Raw genomic sequence first — 16,981 nt, 5'->3', positions numbered from 1 at the left:
ACAGATAACTCAAGCCATATAACGTTCGCGATCACCGGACTCAGACAACTCCGGGTACTAGCTAGCTTACTCCAAAGTTCCGGTGCATCGCGGTTGCCATGTGGATTAAGATTCCTGCAACTAATTTAAATAAGTCTTCCTTGATCATTCCAATTGCCAAACATTTGGTTGCGGGCAGTTTTGTTCACAAAATTCCGAAGTCGCCGCTCAAATTCGCTTTGATTTTTTCGTATTTTCTCAATATATCCGATGCGTACTCGCCGATACAAAGCGGGGAATGTAAGGAAGTTAGACCAAGCATCAGGTTCTGCCTTAAGTGCCTCAACAATATCTTTGGGAACCTTAAACTTGGCGGTTAGATCAGGGAGCGTTGCAAATCCAGCATCAGTCATCATGCCCAATCGAACCAGACGGCAAGCACGTTCCTTATTTAATTCTGTCCAGTTACTTCGCTTTTTCCGAGGCGTAAATCGCTGAACACGCTCATGGGTTGAGAAGCGTTTTTGTACACTGTCAATCCAACCAAAACAAATTGCTTCCTCAACGGCATCAAGGTAGGAAATAGTTAAGGCCTCAGGAACATCATCAAACAACAACCAAATCTCCTTGGTTGTAGCATGATGTTGCTCAAGCCAAGAACGCCATGCGGTTCTATCCACTGCTTTATAGGTTGTAGTGATCTCCATTTACCCTCTATTGGCTTTCCACATAACGGTGCCCATCACCCGCTGCAAAGCTCCTTGGATTTCCAAGGATAACCGCTCGGTGGTCGGTGTGCATGGGCTTTGTTATGCTGCCATCGCTGACAGGCTTAATTGTCATTGTCTACGTTATTGGGCGCGAGATATGTAGGATCTTGCCAACGACAGCAAACCCTGCACGCGCGTAAAGCCTTTCCTCCGCTTCATGTGCTGCCATTAGGAAGGGGACTGAAATGTTTGCCGTAAACGCTTCTTGTACCAATCGAGTTGTCAGCGCTCCTGCCACACCTCGACGGCGGAAGGCTGCACGCACACCAATACCTGCAATTTCCGTTGTTTGATGATAAGGAACCGTACAGACACCCGCACCCACAGGTTCACCGGTTGCCTCCATTCGAGCTAAAACAGCGATTCCACCGACTTCAAGGCTGTGTTGCAGTTGGGCGATCGCGGCGGAGTCTGGAGGAGGAGCACCATACGCTTCGTTCTGAACCGCGACTGTAGCCAGCAGATCAGCATCAGAAGCTGGCAAAATCAACTCGATCCCTGAAGGAACGGGCAGGCCTTGCTCTGAACCAGGAGCGCAAGCCATGAGCGGCAGACGTCCTTCAACGTGAAAGCCCGCATCCATCAGCACCCCTTCAACCGCAGGGGCTAACTGTGCAACATACTCTAAGCGCGGTTTGCGCAAACGTTTCTCGTAGGCAGCGATCAGAGCGATCACATCTGCCAGTGATGGTGTGGCGTTGTCATCGGGAATCGCGTAGTTGAGGAAAGGATTAGCGTTGGAACGAGAGAAGGTAGCGAGAAAGGAACCAATGCGCTCTGTATCGCGTTGATGGCTAGCTGCAACACGTAGGTACGACTGAATACGTGACTCCATTGCAATGTCTCATGAAGCTGATGAAGATGCATTAGGAATCTAACTTAGCACTCAACAAAAACAGCTTGCCTTTAAACTACAGCTACCATCCATAACCGAAGCCGCATAACGCTGCCGTTGAGCGGCGACAAGCAACACCGAAACAAAGCGAAAAGGCTCTGTTTGCCGCTCCAACAATTTGTGTACGCCCAGCATGGGCGTGAACTAATGGGGTGAAAGTCCCCTGTCGGAGAACCAGTGTCCAAATGCTCGAAAGTGATAGGAGCCGAGTGACAACAACGACTAGCCTAAGGCAAGGGCGCTTCCGTGAGGAAGGGTCTGAAGGAAGCCAGCGGCAAACCTGCAAGCCGACGAACAGAAACGTCATAGAAGGCTGAGATTCTTGGGGCGAGTTGGCACAACACAACGAAGCCGTCTGGTTCAGGGAACACAGTAAATGACGCGGTTGTGCAGGGACAGTTCACGTTCTTATCTGGGGAGGTCTGTAAGGAAGCGGTTCAAGCCGTCATGGGAGCCTGATTGAGGTCTAGCTGGAAACGGTTAGGAAGCCACAGAACCCTAAAGCTGCGAGAACAGCCCGACAGGAGGAAACTCCTGCCGTCCAGCCTTACAGAAGTCAGCAGAGTCCATAGTAGTTCCCCTTGTGGGAGCGAAGGGACAAACATGAATGAACTAAGGAGGAGCCATGAACAACTCAAGCTCATCAATGAACCCGCATGGGGGAGATGGGGTTTGGCGTGCTGACAGAGAGCCAGCCTTAGACAACCTGATGGCGCGAATCTTAGAGCGCGACAATGTGAAACGAGCCTGGGAACGAGTGAAATCGAACAAAGGGGCACCCGGCAGTGACGGAATGACCTTGGAAGATTTCCCAGCCCATGCGCGGGAGCATTGGAGTGAGATTCGCCAATCCCTGATGAATGGCAACTACCAACCGCGTCCCGTGCGACGGGTGGTCATTCCCAAGCCCCACGGCAAGGGAGAGCGAAAGTTGGGAGTCCCTTGTGTCGTTGACCGGGTGATCCAACAAGCCATTCTGCAAGTGCTGACTCCCATCTTTGACCCTGGATTTTCCGAGTCAAGTTTTGGGAGCCGACCCAAACGTTCTGCTCACGGTGCCATCCGGCAGGTGAAGACCTTTGTTAAAGAGGGCTATCGGTATGCGGTTGACCTGGATCTAGAGAAATTCTTTGATACGGTCAACCACGATGTCTTGATGTCCCGCCTTGCCCGGCAAGTCACTGACAAAGTGCTTTTAAGGCTGATAGGTCGTTACCTGAGAGCAGGGGTGTTAGTCGGTAGCGCGATTGAGGCGACGGACTGGGGGACGCCGCAAGGGTCGCCCTTATCACCGTTATTGTCCAATATCCTGTTGGACGATCTCGACAAACAGCTTGAAGCGAGAGGGCATCACTTTGTCCGTTATATGGATGACCTGGTGATCCTGGTCAAAAGTAGACGGGCAGGGCGACGGGTGATGGCGAACATTAGCCGTTACCTAACCCAAAAGCTGAAGCTGAAGGTCAATCGCGAGAAAAGTCGGGTGGTCAGGATCGAAGACCTCGAATACCTGGGATTTACCTTCCGGGGCATTCGGATCTTTACCTCTAGCCAAGCTCTGCAAGACTTCAAACACCGACTGAAGGGGTTAACCTCACGCAGTTGGGGAGTCTCAATGGCAGCACGAATCGAGCGATTGAATCGATACCTACGAGGCTGGATGAACTACTTCGGCATTTCCCAACATTACAGTCCCATTGAGGCGTTAGACGGTTGGTTGAGGCGGCGGATTCGGATGTGTTACTGGAAGCAGTGGCGTAGACCCAGAACCCGCATCACCAACTTGCTCAAACTCGGGACAACAAAGCGTCAGGCGATTTGGACGGGCATTAGTCGTAAAGGCTATTGGCGCTTGTCAAAGACGTTAGCAACGCATACGGGAATGACGAATGAGTGGTTAGAGCAACAGGGATTGCTAGCGATTAAACAACTTTGGATGAAGGTTCAAGGATACGTTTAAGTCATCAGTCTTGTTTGCGCATCGTCATGAACCGCCCATTGCGGACCCGCATGATGGGTGGTGTGGGAGGGGAAGGTTAAATGCCTTCCTCGACCCGATTCTGTTGCCTTGCTGCGCTTAGCGCTCAACTTGAAACAGCCTTCAATGAGTTGCAACGGCTACTCCTCGAACGAAACTAACAGTTTACGAAGCAAGAGGATGAGTGCTTCACGTTCTGGTGCTTCCAGAACGCTAAGAAGGCGATGTTCATTAGCAACATGCGCTTCAACAGCCTTCTCAATCAGCGTCAAGCCTGCATTTGTCAGCATGATGAGCGTGCCTCGTCGATCGCTTGGATCAGGAGTACGCCTCACAAGGTCAGCTTGTTCTAAGCGATCAAGACGATGCGTCATCGTCCCTGATGAAACCATGAGCGTGTGAAACAACGCGGTGGGTGACAGTTGGTACGGTTCACCAGAACGACGGAGCGTTGCTAACACGTCAAACTCTCCAGCGGTTAAACCAAAGTCTGAAAATGTCTTTTGAATGGCTCGTTCTAAGTGCTTGGCTAACCGCCCCATGCGCCCAATGATGCCCATGGGTGAAACATCTAAATCAGGACGTTCTCGCTGCCATTGCCCCAAAATCTGATCGACTGGATCAAGTTCCATCGTCCCATGCACTCATCAAAGTTTCTGGCTCCTAACTATCTTGACATCAAAAGAACTTCTAGAATAATCTTACCTTCAAGTATCTCAATATCAAGATAAATCGAACGAGAGGTTCTACGATGCATGGACGAACGCTCTACCTGCTGGCGGCGTTGGTTGGCGGCGCTATTCTACCGATTCAAGTGGCGCTGAACACGCTGTTGCGGCGCTATGTGGGTGAACCGATGCAGGTGACATTTATTTCCTATCTTGCCGGCACCTTAGCATCACTCGCGCTTTGCGTCGCTGCACGGTCTCCCCTTCCCGCTGCAACGACGCTGGCTCAAACCGCTTGGTGGATGTGGGTGGGCGGCTGCTTAGGCACGTTGTATGTCTGGTCCACCATTTTCGCCACACCGAGGATTGGAGCCGCGCTGGCACTGGCGCTGACGATCGCCGGTCAGATGATTGCCGCCCTCTTGCTGGATCACTACGGCGCGCTTGGGCTGGCAAAGTATCCCGCTAGCCCAACACGCATTGCAGGCGCTGTACTGGTGGTTTTAGGCGTTGCGTTAGTTGCTTATGCGAAGCGCTAAGTGACTGAGACTGACAAACACTCACCCTAACCAAACACAAAACTTGACGGATGGAACTCACAGAGGGATGCTTAACTACCGTCGCCACCCATAATGTAAGTGGCATGACGCTTGTGGTTACCGGCTGCAATAACCGATGCCTCCTAACGCTAGCTTGAATGTATGCCGGTGCAGCTAGTTGCTTGGGCTGTTGCTACAACGGCATTTCAAGCCAAAGCTGACGCCCCCTTGCCACCGCGAGCGTTCAGCAACAAACCCAACTTTAGTGTAAAGGTGCAAGGCTGCGGTATTTCGCTCGAGACAAGTTAGGGTGGGCGGATTATCGAGTGACGCATTATATCCAGATAGAGCGGTGGTGGGAAAGCGTCAGTAGTGCCTATCTGCTGGTGAGCTTACCATGCAGCGGGCTAAATTCTGGCAAGGCTGCCCCTCAAGAGCCGTTCATTGAGAAATTTCGTGCTCATGCTTGCTGGCATTCATCATGCAGTTGGACGAGTCGCTTCCACAACTTACAACTGATGATTCAGCCCTATGTTTATTTTTGCTTACTTAAGCCTTGGCTCTTAGTGTTTGCGCTCTTACTGGCATTCTACGGCTGGCAAGGTCAGCCAAGCGGTGATTGAACGTTAAATCAACGATCCACACCATACGCACTAAACAGCCAGGAGACGGCGCTTAAAAGCTCGTTGGACTTTCCACCTCGACCTGAAGGCGCGGGGCTACCAGTCCTATCCGCTAATCTTGTGTGCTCTGACACCTTTTTGACGACTGCCTTGACTTGTGGTTGGGTTGGTGTTTCAGCCAGTCGCTCGCTGAGCGCCTGGTACTCGTCGGTCTCGGCTTTAAGTTGTTGTGCCTGCGCCATAACCAAGGCAGTTAACCAGACAAGGTTCACTTCGCCTTCTACCACCCACTGATCGAGGCACTGGTTGAAGTCTTGCTGCAAGCTACGATCTGTAGCGTCAGTGGACTCGGTCTTGGCGTTGGGTTGGGTTGGTTCTGACATGGGGTTTGTGGCTGTGGCGTGAACGGCTGTCCACTGTGGGAGCAGTGGCGTTACTTGTCTTGTGGCATGGCGTCTTGCCCCTAGCACTATCTCACTGCCAACAAAAAGCCCCAAACATGGGTAGTCTGGGGCGGGTAGTACAAACTGTTATTGGGTGTAGCGCCTGACGCTTAACGCTGGAAGGGAATCACGTTGCTGGCTTTAAGGGCCGCTAGCATTTCATGTTTCTTGAGGTGCTTGTGTTTCCCATATGCGTCACGCCATTTGATCCCGACTTGCTGACATTGTTGCCGTAGCTGCTCCACGGGGGAGCGTAGTTTGGACGGTGGGACGGTCTGAACTGGCAGATGGGGACTCAATTCCCGTAAGACGGGTGTGGTCTGTCGCCGCGTCTAGAACTTAGTCTGGAACGGCTGGGTGAAGTGAAGGTGTGTGCGCCAGGCGAGTGACCCCGCCATATAGCCCAAACTAAACCACTCGACGGCCACCGTTGCCTGGGTCAGTAACTCTTCCATGTCAAAAACTCCTGGTATAGCCCCTCTGCCGCCAACGAATGTAGCGAAGCTGGGGACAGACGGGGAATTTGCTTTCTATAGTACTAGAGTCCCCCGGAAATGGATCACTCTAGCGCTTTGTCAAGACCCTCGTTTTAACAAAGCGCCAGTCAAGCAAGCAACGAAAGTCTAGTGGTGTTGCTAGTTTTGTGTTTTGTTTTAAGTTACAGCTTGACTTTTAAGCTCAAGGACGATTATCAGTGCAGCTGTTTGACGTGCCACGCTTAGCAACCGTACTGTTTGGGCACTCTAAGGTTGTACAGCGGTCAATGTCGCCACCTTGGTAAGAGCGCATTGGACGACTTCAACCTTCTAAGCATTATGGAAAAGCTACTGCTCATCATTGAGTCTCCCGGTAAGCGCGAGAAAATTACGAAGTACTGCAAGGACTTGGGCATAGACGCTGTGGTTAAAGCGAGCGTCGGTCACATTCGTGAACTTGGGGATTCCGGCGAAGACAGCCGTGGGTTCGACATTCACGGCTCTAAAGTAGTCTCAAATTGGGAAGTCTCCAAAGACAAAAAGAAAAACCTGAGTGCAATTAAGCAGGAAATGAAAGGTCGCCGAGTTGTTCTGGCGACAGACGGCGATCGCGAAGGTGAAAGCATTGCCTGGCATCTAACTGAGGAGTTGAAGCTGAAGAACCCTGATCGCGTGGTCTACCAGGAAATCACGAAGGACGCGATTCAAAAAGCGTTGGCGAACCCACGCAAGCTAGACGTTGATCTTGTGGGCGCTGCTTTAGGACGAGCACACCTGGACAAAATGGTGGGCTACTCTGGCACCAAACGGATTGTGTGGGCATTGGACATTGGTGCTAAGTCAATGGGTCGTGTTCAATCCTCAGCACTGTGGTTGTTGGCTTCTCTAGAGCTGCGGATTCGTGCCTTCAAGCCAGAAGACTACTTCACACTCTCAGCAACCTACCCTGAAGGGTTCAAAGCGCTGTACCGTGCGTCTAAAGCGGGTAGCCAAGACACTGAAGCAGCAGTCTCTGAAGAACAGGAAGCTAAAGAGTCAGAGTCTGACCGTATTACAGACCCTAAAATAGCGGCTCAAATCGTGTCAGAGGCGCAGTCTAAGCCTCATAAAATTGTGAAGGTTGAGAGTCAGCAAGCCACGCTCAATGCTCCAGCACCGTTTACTACGTCCTCTTTGCAGCAAGCAGCAGGGGCACTCCTGAAATTAGCCCCAGAGCGGACGATGGAGTTGGCTCAGGTGCTTTATGAGCAAGGCATGATCACGTATATGCGGACTGACTCAGTGGCATTGTCTGCTAGCTTCTGTGAGGCTGCCCTGGCATACCTCCAGCAGACAGACCCGACAAATGTGCCTGCAAAAACGGCAAAACATAAAAGCAAGGACGGTGCTCAGGAAGCTCACGAGGCAATCCGTCCTACTGATTGCGCAATGACAGCAGAGAAGGCTCAGTCTCTGGCTGAAGCGCCTTTTCAAAAGTTGAAGGGGAACGGCAAAGCAGAGGCAATCAAACTGTATGACCTGATTTGGCGGCGGGCGATCGCTACACAAGCAGCACCCGCACTGATAGCTAAAACGAAAGTGCTGCTACAGTCCGGCACAACAAATTGGGAGGCTCGTGGTCAGGTGCTAACCTTCCCTGGCTACACCAAGTACTGGAACAACCTGAGTGGTGATTCAGTGCTGCCTGCTGTTAAAGAAGGTCAAATGATGACTAGTGTTAAAGTCCAAGCTGACAAAAAACGCACGTCCCCACCCGGTCGCTTCTCGGAACCACGCTTGATTCAAGAAATGGAAAAGAAGGGCATTGGTCGTCCTTCTACATATGCCAGCACGGTCAAAACCTTGAAAGACCGTAACTATGTCCAGGTGGAAAAAGGTAAGTTAGTTGTGACTCCAACTGGCATGGAACTAATGTCCTTTCTGGATGCTGTTATTCCTGATCTAGTGCGTCCGAAATTCACAGCTCAAATGGAATCTCAACTAGACCAAATTGCGTCTGGCAAGTTGGATTGGCAAACCTTTTTAGTTGATTTCTACAACCAAACATTTGCGCCATCGCTTGACAAAGCTGAGTCAGTGATCGCCCAACTTAAACTACAGCGTAAGGCTACTGCTGCTAAGTAGCGCTTGTTTAGTCTAATTATTATGCGAGGCTTCAAAGAGCACTGATGTGCTGACTGAAAGCCTCTTTTTTTGCGGTTATATCAATCCGTTTCAGTTTAAGAAGCGTCTCAGGCTTTCGAGTATATTTAAGCCTTTATTGTTAGCTGCTCCTTCTTCCTTTCGCTTCGTTTGTTTCCCGTGCTGTTCAAACTGATCAGCATGAAAAGCGATCGCTTGACGAGCTTCTTCAAACTTACTTGGATATTCTTCCGAAGCCGTTACTATAGTCTGTTGATTTCGGTTTATACCTCTTAGATCTAATGGTTTCTGTGGGTCATAGTAAGCTACTTTGTTAACGGGCACTCCGTTCAAAGTAACTGACTCCTGACTGCCCTTTTGAGACAAGTGTAAGTGCCCATAAGTCTGCATAGCCTTAGCCTTAGCCAAGCTTCCGAGCAGGTTGAGGAAGCGGTGCATGGAAACAGACTGAAAGCCCTCTTTGTAAATCAGTTCAATACCGATATTTACACCCCAACAGTCTTCTTGATTCAACCGGTTTCTTTGTTGAGCCAGTAAGAGCCACGTTTGGAAAAGGTTTTGACCAAACTCCGCTAATTGCTCAATTTCGGCTGGTGTTGGTAGTGCTTCTGCTGGTAGAGCTTCAATTGTTTCAATTACCTTTGATTCACTACTGTTGGGTAAGTCTTGAAGTACAGTGGTTGGTTCGGTAACAGAATCATTGAGTGTTTCTGTCACAGAATAAAGATTCTCTGGTCTGGAGTCTTGCTTTCCTTGCGTGGCAATGGCTTCAAGCTTTTTAAGAGTTTTTTCAGCAGTGCTACTTACGACAAATTCGTTAAAGGTTACGGGCGTGGCTGTTTTGAACGTAGTTACTGAATTGAGTGCCTCTTTCAATTCTGTAACGCTGTTTTCTACTGCTTCGAAGGTGCCTGTTTCACTTTCAGTTAATTCTCCTGGAAGGGTATTGCTCGTGTCAGCTTTGAATTCTGTTACAGCATAGAGCTCCTCTTTTTGTTGCCCTTGCAATTCTGTAACAGAATATGGTTTGGCTGCACTTTCACTTACTTCAACGTGTTCTTCTCTGTAGCTATCGGTGTCAACACTCGTCTTGCCAAACGTCTCTTCAATGGTTGTCACTAGAGTCTGCAACCAAATAATTTCGGTTAGGTTAGGCGCTTTCGTTACTACGCTTTCTGTTGTTGCTTGTGTTTTCTCCGGTTCAGTAAGAAGCGCCTCAATGGCTTCTGCTTGGCCTGCATTGTCAGGGTTTGAATTTGCTTCTTCAGCGTCCGCAATCTTTACTGTTACAGCATGTGGTTGTGTTATCAGGTCACTGCCTTGATGACCAGGAGTTGCCTTTTCAAGCAGTGGTTGTGTTGGTTCGATTGACTGTTCTATGACAGCATCTCTTTGTGGATCTATAGATTCAGTTAAGCCACTTGCAACTTCAGGACCGACAGCCACAACAGTACCTTCTTGAGTGCCACTCATTGTGCCTTCAGTTTCCTCGGTTATCAGCTCTAATGAACTGGTAACAAGGTCTGAGCCGCTGCTAACTTGCTCAGGTGAAGCACTGGGTTCTGCTGCCGGGTTATCGTCTTCTAGCAAAGCAGAACTCTCTGTTAGTCTTGTTACAGAGCTAACAGGGACTTCTTTTTGAAAGACTTGTGACAACACTTCAACGGGAATTGGTTCGTCTTCTAAAAAGAGATCTTCTACAGCGCTAGAGCTAACAGCCTTGGTTGCTACTGGAGGGGTAAATTCACTCCATTGTGGCTCTTCAATCACTGCCTCCATGGGCTCGTATTCTGCTAGCAACTTATTTAGAACTGCTCTAGCTTCAGCGCCATTGCCGGCATCAATGGCTCTCGCTATTTTTTCAATTCCTACCTTAAACACCTTGGGCAAACGAAGTGTGTCGGTAGGAGCAAAATTCCAGGTTGATGTTCGAGACATAAGTTCTTCAAAAGAGAGGTAGCGTTAGTACTGCCAAACTTGCTGTGGCCTCTAGAGACATTTACCCCGTTAGTATGCCCGTTTGAACAGTATTTACGTAGAGACTTTTTAATTGCACCAATTTTATGACGGCATAAGCTGAATTATTCTGAAACAAAACGATTAATTCTCCGTAATAACGCCTGCTAACTAACTTTTTGAGGCGCAATTCGGTAGATTTGGCGAGTTCACTTTGGCTTCAGAGCGGGGCAGTCTGCGTAAGGGCGATGACGTCTTTATTTTCACATGGATTGTTATGCACGGTGCTGTACGACGAGGATTGATTGCAGGAATCGGAACCTTAACGACGTTCGTTGTTACTGGTCTTTCGGGTCAGGCTTTGCCGAAACCGGATCACTTTCTCGTACCGACCGTGCAATTAGAAACTAGTTTTTCAGTCAATCAATTGGCTCTTTCTGAGCCTGGAAGTTTAGGACGCTCATCCCCTCTACTATTATTGAATGACTACAGCGCTACAGCTGCAACTGAGCCTATAGGGCACTCGGCTTCAAGCTCAGCGAGCGAACCCCTACCTCTTAATCCGGTTGTTTCTGGTGAGTCGACTGCGACGTCAGCACCTCTACTGGAACCTTCGTTTACGCCTGACGCTGCGAGCGTGCCTGGGGGGACGTTAGAAACACCTGAGGCTCCAGGTTCTTTGCATGACGACCCGCTTGCCCCGACTGTAGAGATGCCTACAACGACAGTGTTACCTCCCACTGAGTTACCTACGCTAAAGGCTACCAGGAAGCAACCGACTTCAGTACCCCCAGACATAAAGCTAATTCGCCACAAAGGTGAGGGGTACTGGCTCGAAGTGTCGCCGCCGACTGAAGCGATTACGGTAGCATCGCCGGTACCTCCAGCAAGCCAGTCACCTCCAGTTACGACTCCAGTCGTACCGACTGCGTTACCGTCAGCAGCAGTTGTGAGACAAAGTGAGCCACAGCAGCTTTTTGTGCCACCAACTCAAACCACCGGCTACCAAGGTTTGCCTGCTCCTCCTTCGGCACCTGTTGGTGGTTACATAAACGACTATTTCACGGTGGCGACTCAGTCTCATTACCGTCCTCAGCCCCGCTTCCCTCAAGCCCTTGATCTGCCGTCTTCTTTAGACCAGGTCGGGGCTTTGTTGCGTTATCCACTCCCTACTTCAGTACCAATCACGTCGGGTTTTGGTTGGCGGACGCACCCCATTACGGGCAGGCGTCGCTTCCATGCTGGCGTTGATCTGGGTGCTGCTTCTGGGACACCTGTTCTGTCTGCTTTAGGGGGTCAGGTTGTCTCTGCTGCTTACGACGGTGGCTATGGCCTGCGTATTCTCGTCCAGTCTCAGTGGGGCGGACGTTCCTTACAAACGCTTTATGCCCATTTGTCTGCCGTTACTGTGCGGACTGGTCAAATGGTCCAACCAGGTCAGGTCATTGGTCGGGTGGGCAGCACCGGTATGTCCACTGGTCCGCACCTTCACTTTGAACTGCGGGAATTTATAGACGGGCGTTGGGAAACTGTGGACAGCCAACCACTGCTGACAGCTGCAACCCAAGCAGCTAAAGCGCCTGCTCAATCATGGCAACAGAACGGTAGTGTACCTTTAGTCATGTCACAGCCAACTTCAGGTGTGACAATGCGCGTTGCTTTGGTGCAAGACGTGATTGCTCTACAGCTTGCTAGCTCTACACCTGCCTGGATTCTGGACTCATCTCAACGACCGCTTGGTATGGTGCCCGCAATGGAAAGCCTGGTCACGTCTCCGAACTCTAAGGGCATTCAGCTAGGCTCGGTGCAGTTGCCGTCAACTTTTCTCATTCGACCCAGTGCCGGTGGCGCGATCGCTGTTGGTGGGAAGTGGTATCGCGGCACTTTAATGGTCACCTCTCGGCCGGGCGGCTTGACTGTAGTGAACTGGGTCGCTTTGGAGCAATACCTGATTAGTGTAGTCGGTGCTGAAGCGTCCCCGTCCTGGGGTATGGAAGCGCTGAAGGCTCAGGCGATCGCTGCTCGGTCTTATGCGTTAAATCACCATATCAGTCCTGCTCACTCACTGTACGATTTGGATTCCAGCACTCGCTACCAGTCATACCGGGGCATTGACAGCGAGTTCAATACGACCGCTGAGGCTGTTGCTCAGACCCGTGGGCAAGTCATGCTCACCACAGACGGTCAAGTGCTGTTAGCTCAATATGCTTCCACTCAGGCAATTACTGACAAAGCTCACGGAGGGCTTGGTATGAGCCAATGGGGTGCTGCTTCAATGGCTCAACAGGGCTATGGCTATCGAGAAATTTTAGGTCACTATTATCAGGTCGCTGCTTTAAGTATGTTGGCAATGGGCGCCCGCTAGTTCCATGCTGCTACACAATGCGGTAGCTGGCTCAAAACCTTTCGTCAGCCACTGCCATAGATCGTACTGAGCGTCTTGTTGAGAGAAGCCATTAATCGCTCCAGAGTCTCTCCAGCAGTCCAATCATCCGGGTTATCGAATTTCGTGCCCACACCACCAAAGTTTTAGCTGTGCAAGCTGTCTGCTAATTTGCTTGCTCGCTAACAAGGGCAGGAAGGTAGTCGCCTGGTTCAAGTGCCGCTGCAATGCTTGCAAATAAATCGGCAGCAAAAAGGGGCTCCGACTGTTCATTGATTGTTGTTTTAAGTTGTTCGTCAAACTTCGCACTTTCTATAGAGCCTTCTTGGGTTTCCTATGCATTGCCACAGTTTATTTGAGCAAAGGATTTGGTCGTTGTCAGAAAATGACATCAACTCAACTACCCAGTCTTAGCAGTTGATTAGCCCTACGACTCCTGGCGCAAAGGCGTTGGAACGTGCTAATCAGGGAACTGGGGAGGCTTCAGGCCACTAAAGAACCCTTCCTTAAAAAGGGTGTCACTACTTTGCCTTACTTAGAGGTTAAGTCCGTTTTGCGGCTGTGGCAGCTTAGCCAAACCGGTGGGCATGGTACACAAAACCACTGCTTGCTAGTCGTGAGTTTGGTAGCGTTCCAGGGCTTTACCTCGGTCGTGCTGCCAGGTCGGTTGGCGAGTGGTAACAGGTACTTTCTGCCTGCGCTTTAGGTCTGAAGCGGTAGAGGCTTAGTTGTTGTTAGTAACTGAGTGGAGCGATCGCTCTGTCTGCCTCTAGCAGTGCCTGTAGCACTGTTGTTGACTGCTTCTGGCTGCCTTAAGACCGGGCGATCGCCCTTGATGCTTGACTACAGGCAGCGGTTTTAAGTGCTAAGTACCGATTACAAATCTCAGTTTCGATCTTGTTAGCAACCAAATCGTAACCGCTTCAGAGGACCGTACAGCAAAAATGTGGAAGCTTAATGGGCAACTGATTCAAACCTTGAAGCATCCAGAACTGGTTCTTAGTGCTAGTTTTAGCCCGAACGGTGAAAAGCTAGCAACTGCTTGTGCCGATGGGATAGCCCATTTGTGGACAATCCAGGGTAAACTGCTGCAAACCTTTAACAGCAATTTAAGCCCGGTTCGCGACGTTCAATTTAGCCCCCATGGTTCGCAACTTGCAACCGCTTCAGATGATGGTACTGTCCGATTATGGGACTTGAATGGCCAGCAACTACAGATATTTTCAGACCATCTGAATCGCGTTTATAAAATTCGGTTCAGTCCAGATGGCTCCATAGTTGCCTCAGTATCGAGTGACTCCACAGCCCGTTTACGGAAAGTGGTGGATTTAGATGAACTACTAGCACAAAGTTGTCACTGATTAAAAAATTATCTAACCTACAGTATCTATGCGAACGATGGAGCTCGTGCCCTTTGCAACTTATCCCCGCATCGTTAACTTATGCTGTGAGTGAGCAGAAAATGTGGCGTAATCTTGCAAGGTTAGCACCCGTCAGTGTTCTAGGCTTTTGAACCACGCCTAAGCTGTGCTGTTTACCCATAGCTTAGCCCAGGTCATCACAAGCTAGAATGCTAGTCTGGAGGAACACCGACCCATAGCGCTACTCATTGGTCAGCGGCACCACATTTTCGACTCATTCACACTTCCAGTCCTTTTTAGGCTTGCCTTTGCCGCTTCCCGTCTCTGCAAAGCAGTGCTCTATGTCGATCTTGCTACTGTCTTGACAGGCAAGCCTAGCGTGAGCGCTTTGCAGACGCCAGCGCTCGTCTGTTGGGTATCCCAGTCGCGGCAGCAACGCACGCGCAGTCCCAGGGCAAAACCAGCTTGAGCAAGGCTACGCCTTGGGTCGAGCCTTTGGCTCGACCCAAGGGAATAATGGTGGAGAAGACAAAGCGAGCGATTGAACATGACTTAGCTGGTGCAGGTGCTCAAAATCACGAATGAACATGGTCATGATACGGACAAATATCGGCAAGTGGCTCTCTCCGATGGCGAAGGTGGGATGTATCCGCTTTGCGAGCATCAGCATGACTCCATGGACGAGACGGAAAACTGTCCGGAAGCGCTAGCGAGAACGGAAGCAATGGCGGGTGTCTCTGACGGTGGCCATGCGGATCGTGTGACCCAGCTGGAGGTTGAAGCAGCACAACTGTTGGCTGAGGCGGCGCAATTGAAAGGTCAAGAGGACGCGTCAAAGGTCTGATACTGAGACATAGAGAGGAAGGCGATCGCTCTGGGCTGGGTTGAGTGTGGCGTTGCTCAACTAGGCGTGTAGAGCTGTAGACGGCGCCGGCGCTGCTGCTCTCCTGCTTGCGGTGGTCTAGCAAGCGTGGTCAGTCAGCGTGTTGCGCAAGAAAGCTGGCCTGGCGGCGTGAAAGTAGGCATGATCCTCAGCCCTTCTCACTAGGGAAAGGAGTGCTAAAGCTCTTGTTCCCCCTCCTGGTGGGAGAGCAGTGTTGGCCGTTAACCTGTACTAGGTTGATCAGCAAAGCCGCTTTGAACTTGAGGTCGGGCGATGCAGCTAAGCGAAGTAGGTGGACAGCTGACAGCACAGCAGACAGCCAGTGATGTGATTCACGGGTTGGACGCTTTGAGCGAGTTTCAGGTTTCAGCACGGGTCGCTTATGAGTTACGGCAGTCTGCCATTTTTTTGACGAAAAACTATTTGTCCTTAGCGGTCGGTAGACCAGATCAAACTGCCTCTCTGCTGGAGTGGGAAATTACCGTGCTAGGTAATGCTACTTCTGTGCACGTGCCCCTCAAAGGCGTGGTTGATATTAAGAACGGCTGCCAGTGCTGTTATTAGGCTCATACCTGCCGCCCCTGACCGCCCCAATACCCTTGAGTCGTTGCCACCAAAGGCGCTGTACTAGTGGTCTTGGCCTAAAATTGGACTCATGTGCAGCAAAAGTGAGTAGTACAGAGGCGCTTTTTGCCCCTTTGCAGCGGCTGAAAGTCTTATGCTGCGTTGCACCGTTGCTCCGGGGTACAACTAACCAAAGTGATCGCCCGCTGCCTTTAGAGCCGATTGGGACCAGCACTACCGCTTGACTGTCCTTGCCCAAGCAGAGGCGTTTACCCTGGCTTGGCTTTCGATTCCTGCAGAAAGATTCGGTAAAGCATTCTACAGTGGAGAGGATGTTTGTCAACCTGTGGTGCCACACTTGCGTCTATGACTGTTGATCCCTCGGCTCAACCACCGTCTGCTGCTACCGACGCTGCCTGCGACTCCGGGCAGCAAAACTTAGTGGAAGCCCCCTTTCCCGTGGTGGGAGTCGCTGCCTCTGCGGGCGGGTTAGAAGCCTTTACGCAATTACTGAACCATCTGCCGACTGACACAGGGATGGCGTTTGTCCTGATTCAGCATTTAGCCCCGGATCACGAGAGCTTGCTGAGCGAAATTCTTTCCAGGGCAACGCCTCTGGCTGTGCACGAGGTGCAAAACGGCATGCTCGTGGAGCCCAACCAGGTGTATGTGATTCCGCCGAACACCAAGATGATTCTCTCTGAGGGTGTGCTGCAACTGTCGCCCCGCGAGAAGGTCTTTGGCAAATATATGCCAGGGGATGCCTTTTTTACTTCGTTAGCGGCAGATCGCGGACACAAAGCGATCGCCGTCGTGTTATCGGGCGGCGACGGCGATGGGTCGTTGGGGCTCAAGGCCATCAAAGCGGCTGGCGGTGTGACGTTTGCCCAGTGTGAAGACACGGCACAGTTTGACAGTATGCCTCATACGGCAGTAGCGACGGGGAAGGTGGATTTTGTGCTGCCGCCCGCCCGCATTGCGGAAGAACTGGCAACCCTCAGCCGCAATCCGCTGCTGGTCAACCCTTTGTCAGTGAGCGTGCCCAGTGCCGCACCGGAGACAGAGGATGCCTTGAGCACGATTTTTGCACTGCTGAAAGCTGCTACGGGGGTTGATTTTAGCCGCTACAAGCCCAACACGGTCCATCGCCGGATTCAGCGGCGGATGCTGTTGTACAAGCTGGAACAGTTGGACGACTATGCAACCTATTTGCAGGAGCATCCGGCGGAAGTCAAAGCGCTGTATGAAGAAATGCTGATTCATGTCACGAGCTTTTTTCGTGATCCAGAGGCGTTTGAACAGCTCAAAGAGCGCGTTTTCC

Annotated in this window: 14 protein-coding genes; 9 read left to right on the top strand and 5 right to left on the bottom strand. The window is 50.9% G+C overall.

What is annotated here, in order from left to right; genetic code table 11:
- Nucleotides 1-125: 125 nt before the first annotated feature.
- Entirely contained in the window at nucleotides 126-686 is a 561-nt protein-coding gene (locus H6F76_RS05375; protein WP_190506561.1) for a YdeI/OmpD-associated family protein, read from the bottom strand.
- A gap of 139 nt (nucleotides 687-825) precedes the next feature.
- A complete protein-coding gene (locus tag H6F76_RS05370) occupies nucleotides 826-1,584 on the bottom strand; it encodes a GNAT family N-acetyltransferase (protein WP_190506559.1) in 759 nt (252 codons plus the stop codon).
- Nucleotides 1,585-2,269: 685 nt separating this feature from the next.
- On the opposite strand from H6F76_RS05370, the gene ltrA reads away from it, so the two are divergent.
- Nucleotides 2,270-3,604, top strand: a complete 1,335-nt coding sequence (gene ltrA, locus H6F76_RS05365; protein ID WP_242036540.1) for a group II intron reverse transcriptase/maturase — start codon at nucleotides 2,270-2,272, stop codon at nucleotides 3,602-3,604.
- A 158-nt stretch (nucleotides 3,605-3,762) separates the two neighbouring features.
- On the opposite strand, the gene H6F76_RS05360 is transcribed toward ltrA, so the two are convergent.
- Nucleotides 3,763-4,254, bottom strand: a complete 492-nt coding sequence (locus H6F76_RS05360; RefSeq protein ID WP_190506557.1) for a MarR family transcriptional regulator — start codon at nucleotides 4,252-4,254, stop codon at nucleotides 3,763-3,765.
- A 119-nt stretch (nucleotides 4,255-4,373) separates the two neighbouring features.
- Here H6F76_RS05360 and H6F76_RS05355 point away from each other — a divergent pair, with 119 nt between their 5' ends.
- Complete coding sequence (locus tag H6F76_RS05355) at nucleotides 4,374-4,829, top strand: DMT family transporter (RefSeq protein WP_190506555.1); 456 nt, start codon at nucleotides 4,374-4,376, stop codon at nucleotides 4,827-4,829.
- Nucleotides 4,830-5,155: 326 nt separating this feature from the next.
- Nucleotides 5,156-5,452 carry a hypothetical protein gene (locus H6F76_RS05350; protein WP_190506553.1) on the top strand — a complete coding sequence of 99 codons (297 nt, stop codon included), beginning with the start codon at nucleotides 5,156-5,158 and terminating at the stop codon, nucleotides 5,450-5,452.
- A gap of 8 nt (nucleotides 5,453-5,460) precedes the next feature.
- Here the strand turns inward: H6F76_RS05350 and H6F76_RS05345 are convergent, their stop codons facing one another.
- Nucleotides 5,461-5,835: a hypothetical protein gene (locus H6F76_RS05345; protein ID WP_190506551.1), complete on the bottom strand. Its 375-nt coding sequence runs from the start codon at nucleotides 5,833-5,835 to the stop codon at nucleotides 5,461-5,463.
- An 875-nt stretch (nucleotides 5,836-6,710) separates the two neighbouring features.
- Here H6F76_RS05345 and topA point away from each other — a divergent pair.
- A complete protein-coding gene (gene topA, locus H6F76_RS05340) occupies nucleotides 6,711-8,495 on the top strand; it encodes a type I DNA topoisomerase (protein WP_190506549.1) in 1,785 nt (594 codons plus the stop codon).
- A gap of 90 nt (nucleotides 8,496-8,585) precedes the next feature.
- Here the strand turns inward: topA and H6F76_RS05335 are convergent, their stop codons facing one another.
- Nucleotides 8,586-10,451 (bottom strand): hypothetical protein, encoded by a 1,866-nt coding sequence (locus H6F76_RS05335; RefSeq protein ID WP_190506547.1) that lies wholly within the window; start codon nucleotides 10,449-10,451, stop codon nucleotides 8,586-8,588.
- A 232-nt stretch (nucleotides 10,452-10,683) separates the two neighbouring features.
- Here H6F76_RS05335 and H6F76_RS05330 point away from each other — a divergent pair, with 232 nt between their 5' ends.
- From H6F76_RS05330 to H6F76_RS05310, 5 genes are all read left to right on the top strand, one after another.
- A complete protein-coding gene (locus H6F76_RS05330) occupies nucleotides 10,684-12,834 on the top strand; it encodes a SpoIID/LytB domain-containing protein (protein WP_190506545.1) in 2,151 nt (716 codons plus the stop codon).
- A gap of 962 nt (nucleotides 12,835-13,796) precedes the next feature.
- Nucleotides 13,797-14,213 carry a hypothetical protein gene (locus H6F76_RS05325; protein ID WP_190506543.1) on the top strand — a complete coding sequence of 139 codons (417 nt, stop codon included), beginning with the start codon at nucleotides 13,797-13,799 and terminating at the stop codon, nucleotides 14,211-14,213.
- 565 nt (nucleotides 14,214-14,778) lie between these two features.
- Complete coding sequence (locus H6F76_RS05320; protein ID WP_190506541.1) at nucleotides 14,779-15,057, top strand: hypothetical protein; 279 nt, start codon at nucleotides 14,779-14,781, stop codon at nucleotides 15,055-15,057.
- A 312-nt stretch (nucleotides 15,058-15,369) separates the two neighbouring features.
- A complete protein-coding gene (locus tag H6F76_RS05315; RefSeq protein ID WP_190506539.1) occupies nucleotides 15,370-15,660 on the top strand; it encodes a hypothetical protein in 291 nt (96 codons plus the stop codon).
- Nucleotides 15,661-16,026: 366 nt separating this feature from the next.
- Nucleotides 16,027-16,981: chemotaxis protein CheB (locus H6F76_RS05310; protein WP_277881191.1), on the top strand; the 955-nt coding region annotated here is incomplete at its 3' end.

It is taken from the genome of Leptolyngbya sp. FACHB-321 (assembly GCF_014695975.1).
GTDB lineage: Bacteria > Cyanobacteriota > Cyanobacteriia > Leptolyngbyales > Leptolyngbyaceae > Stenomitos.
This window is presented reverse-complemented; position numbering and strand designations above follow the sequence as displayed.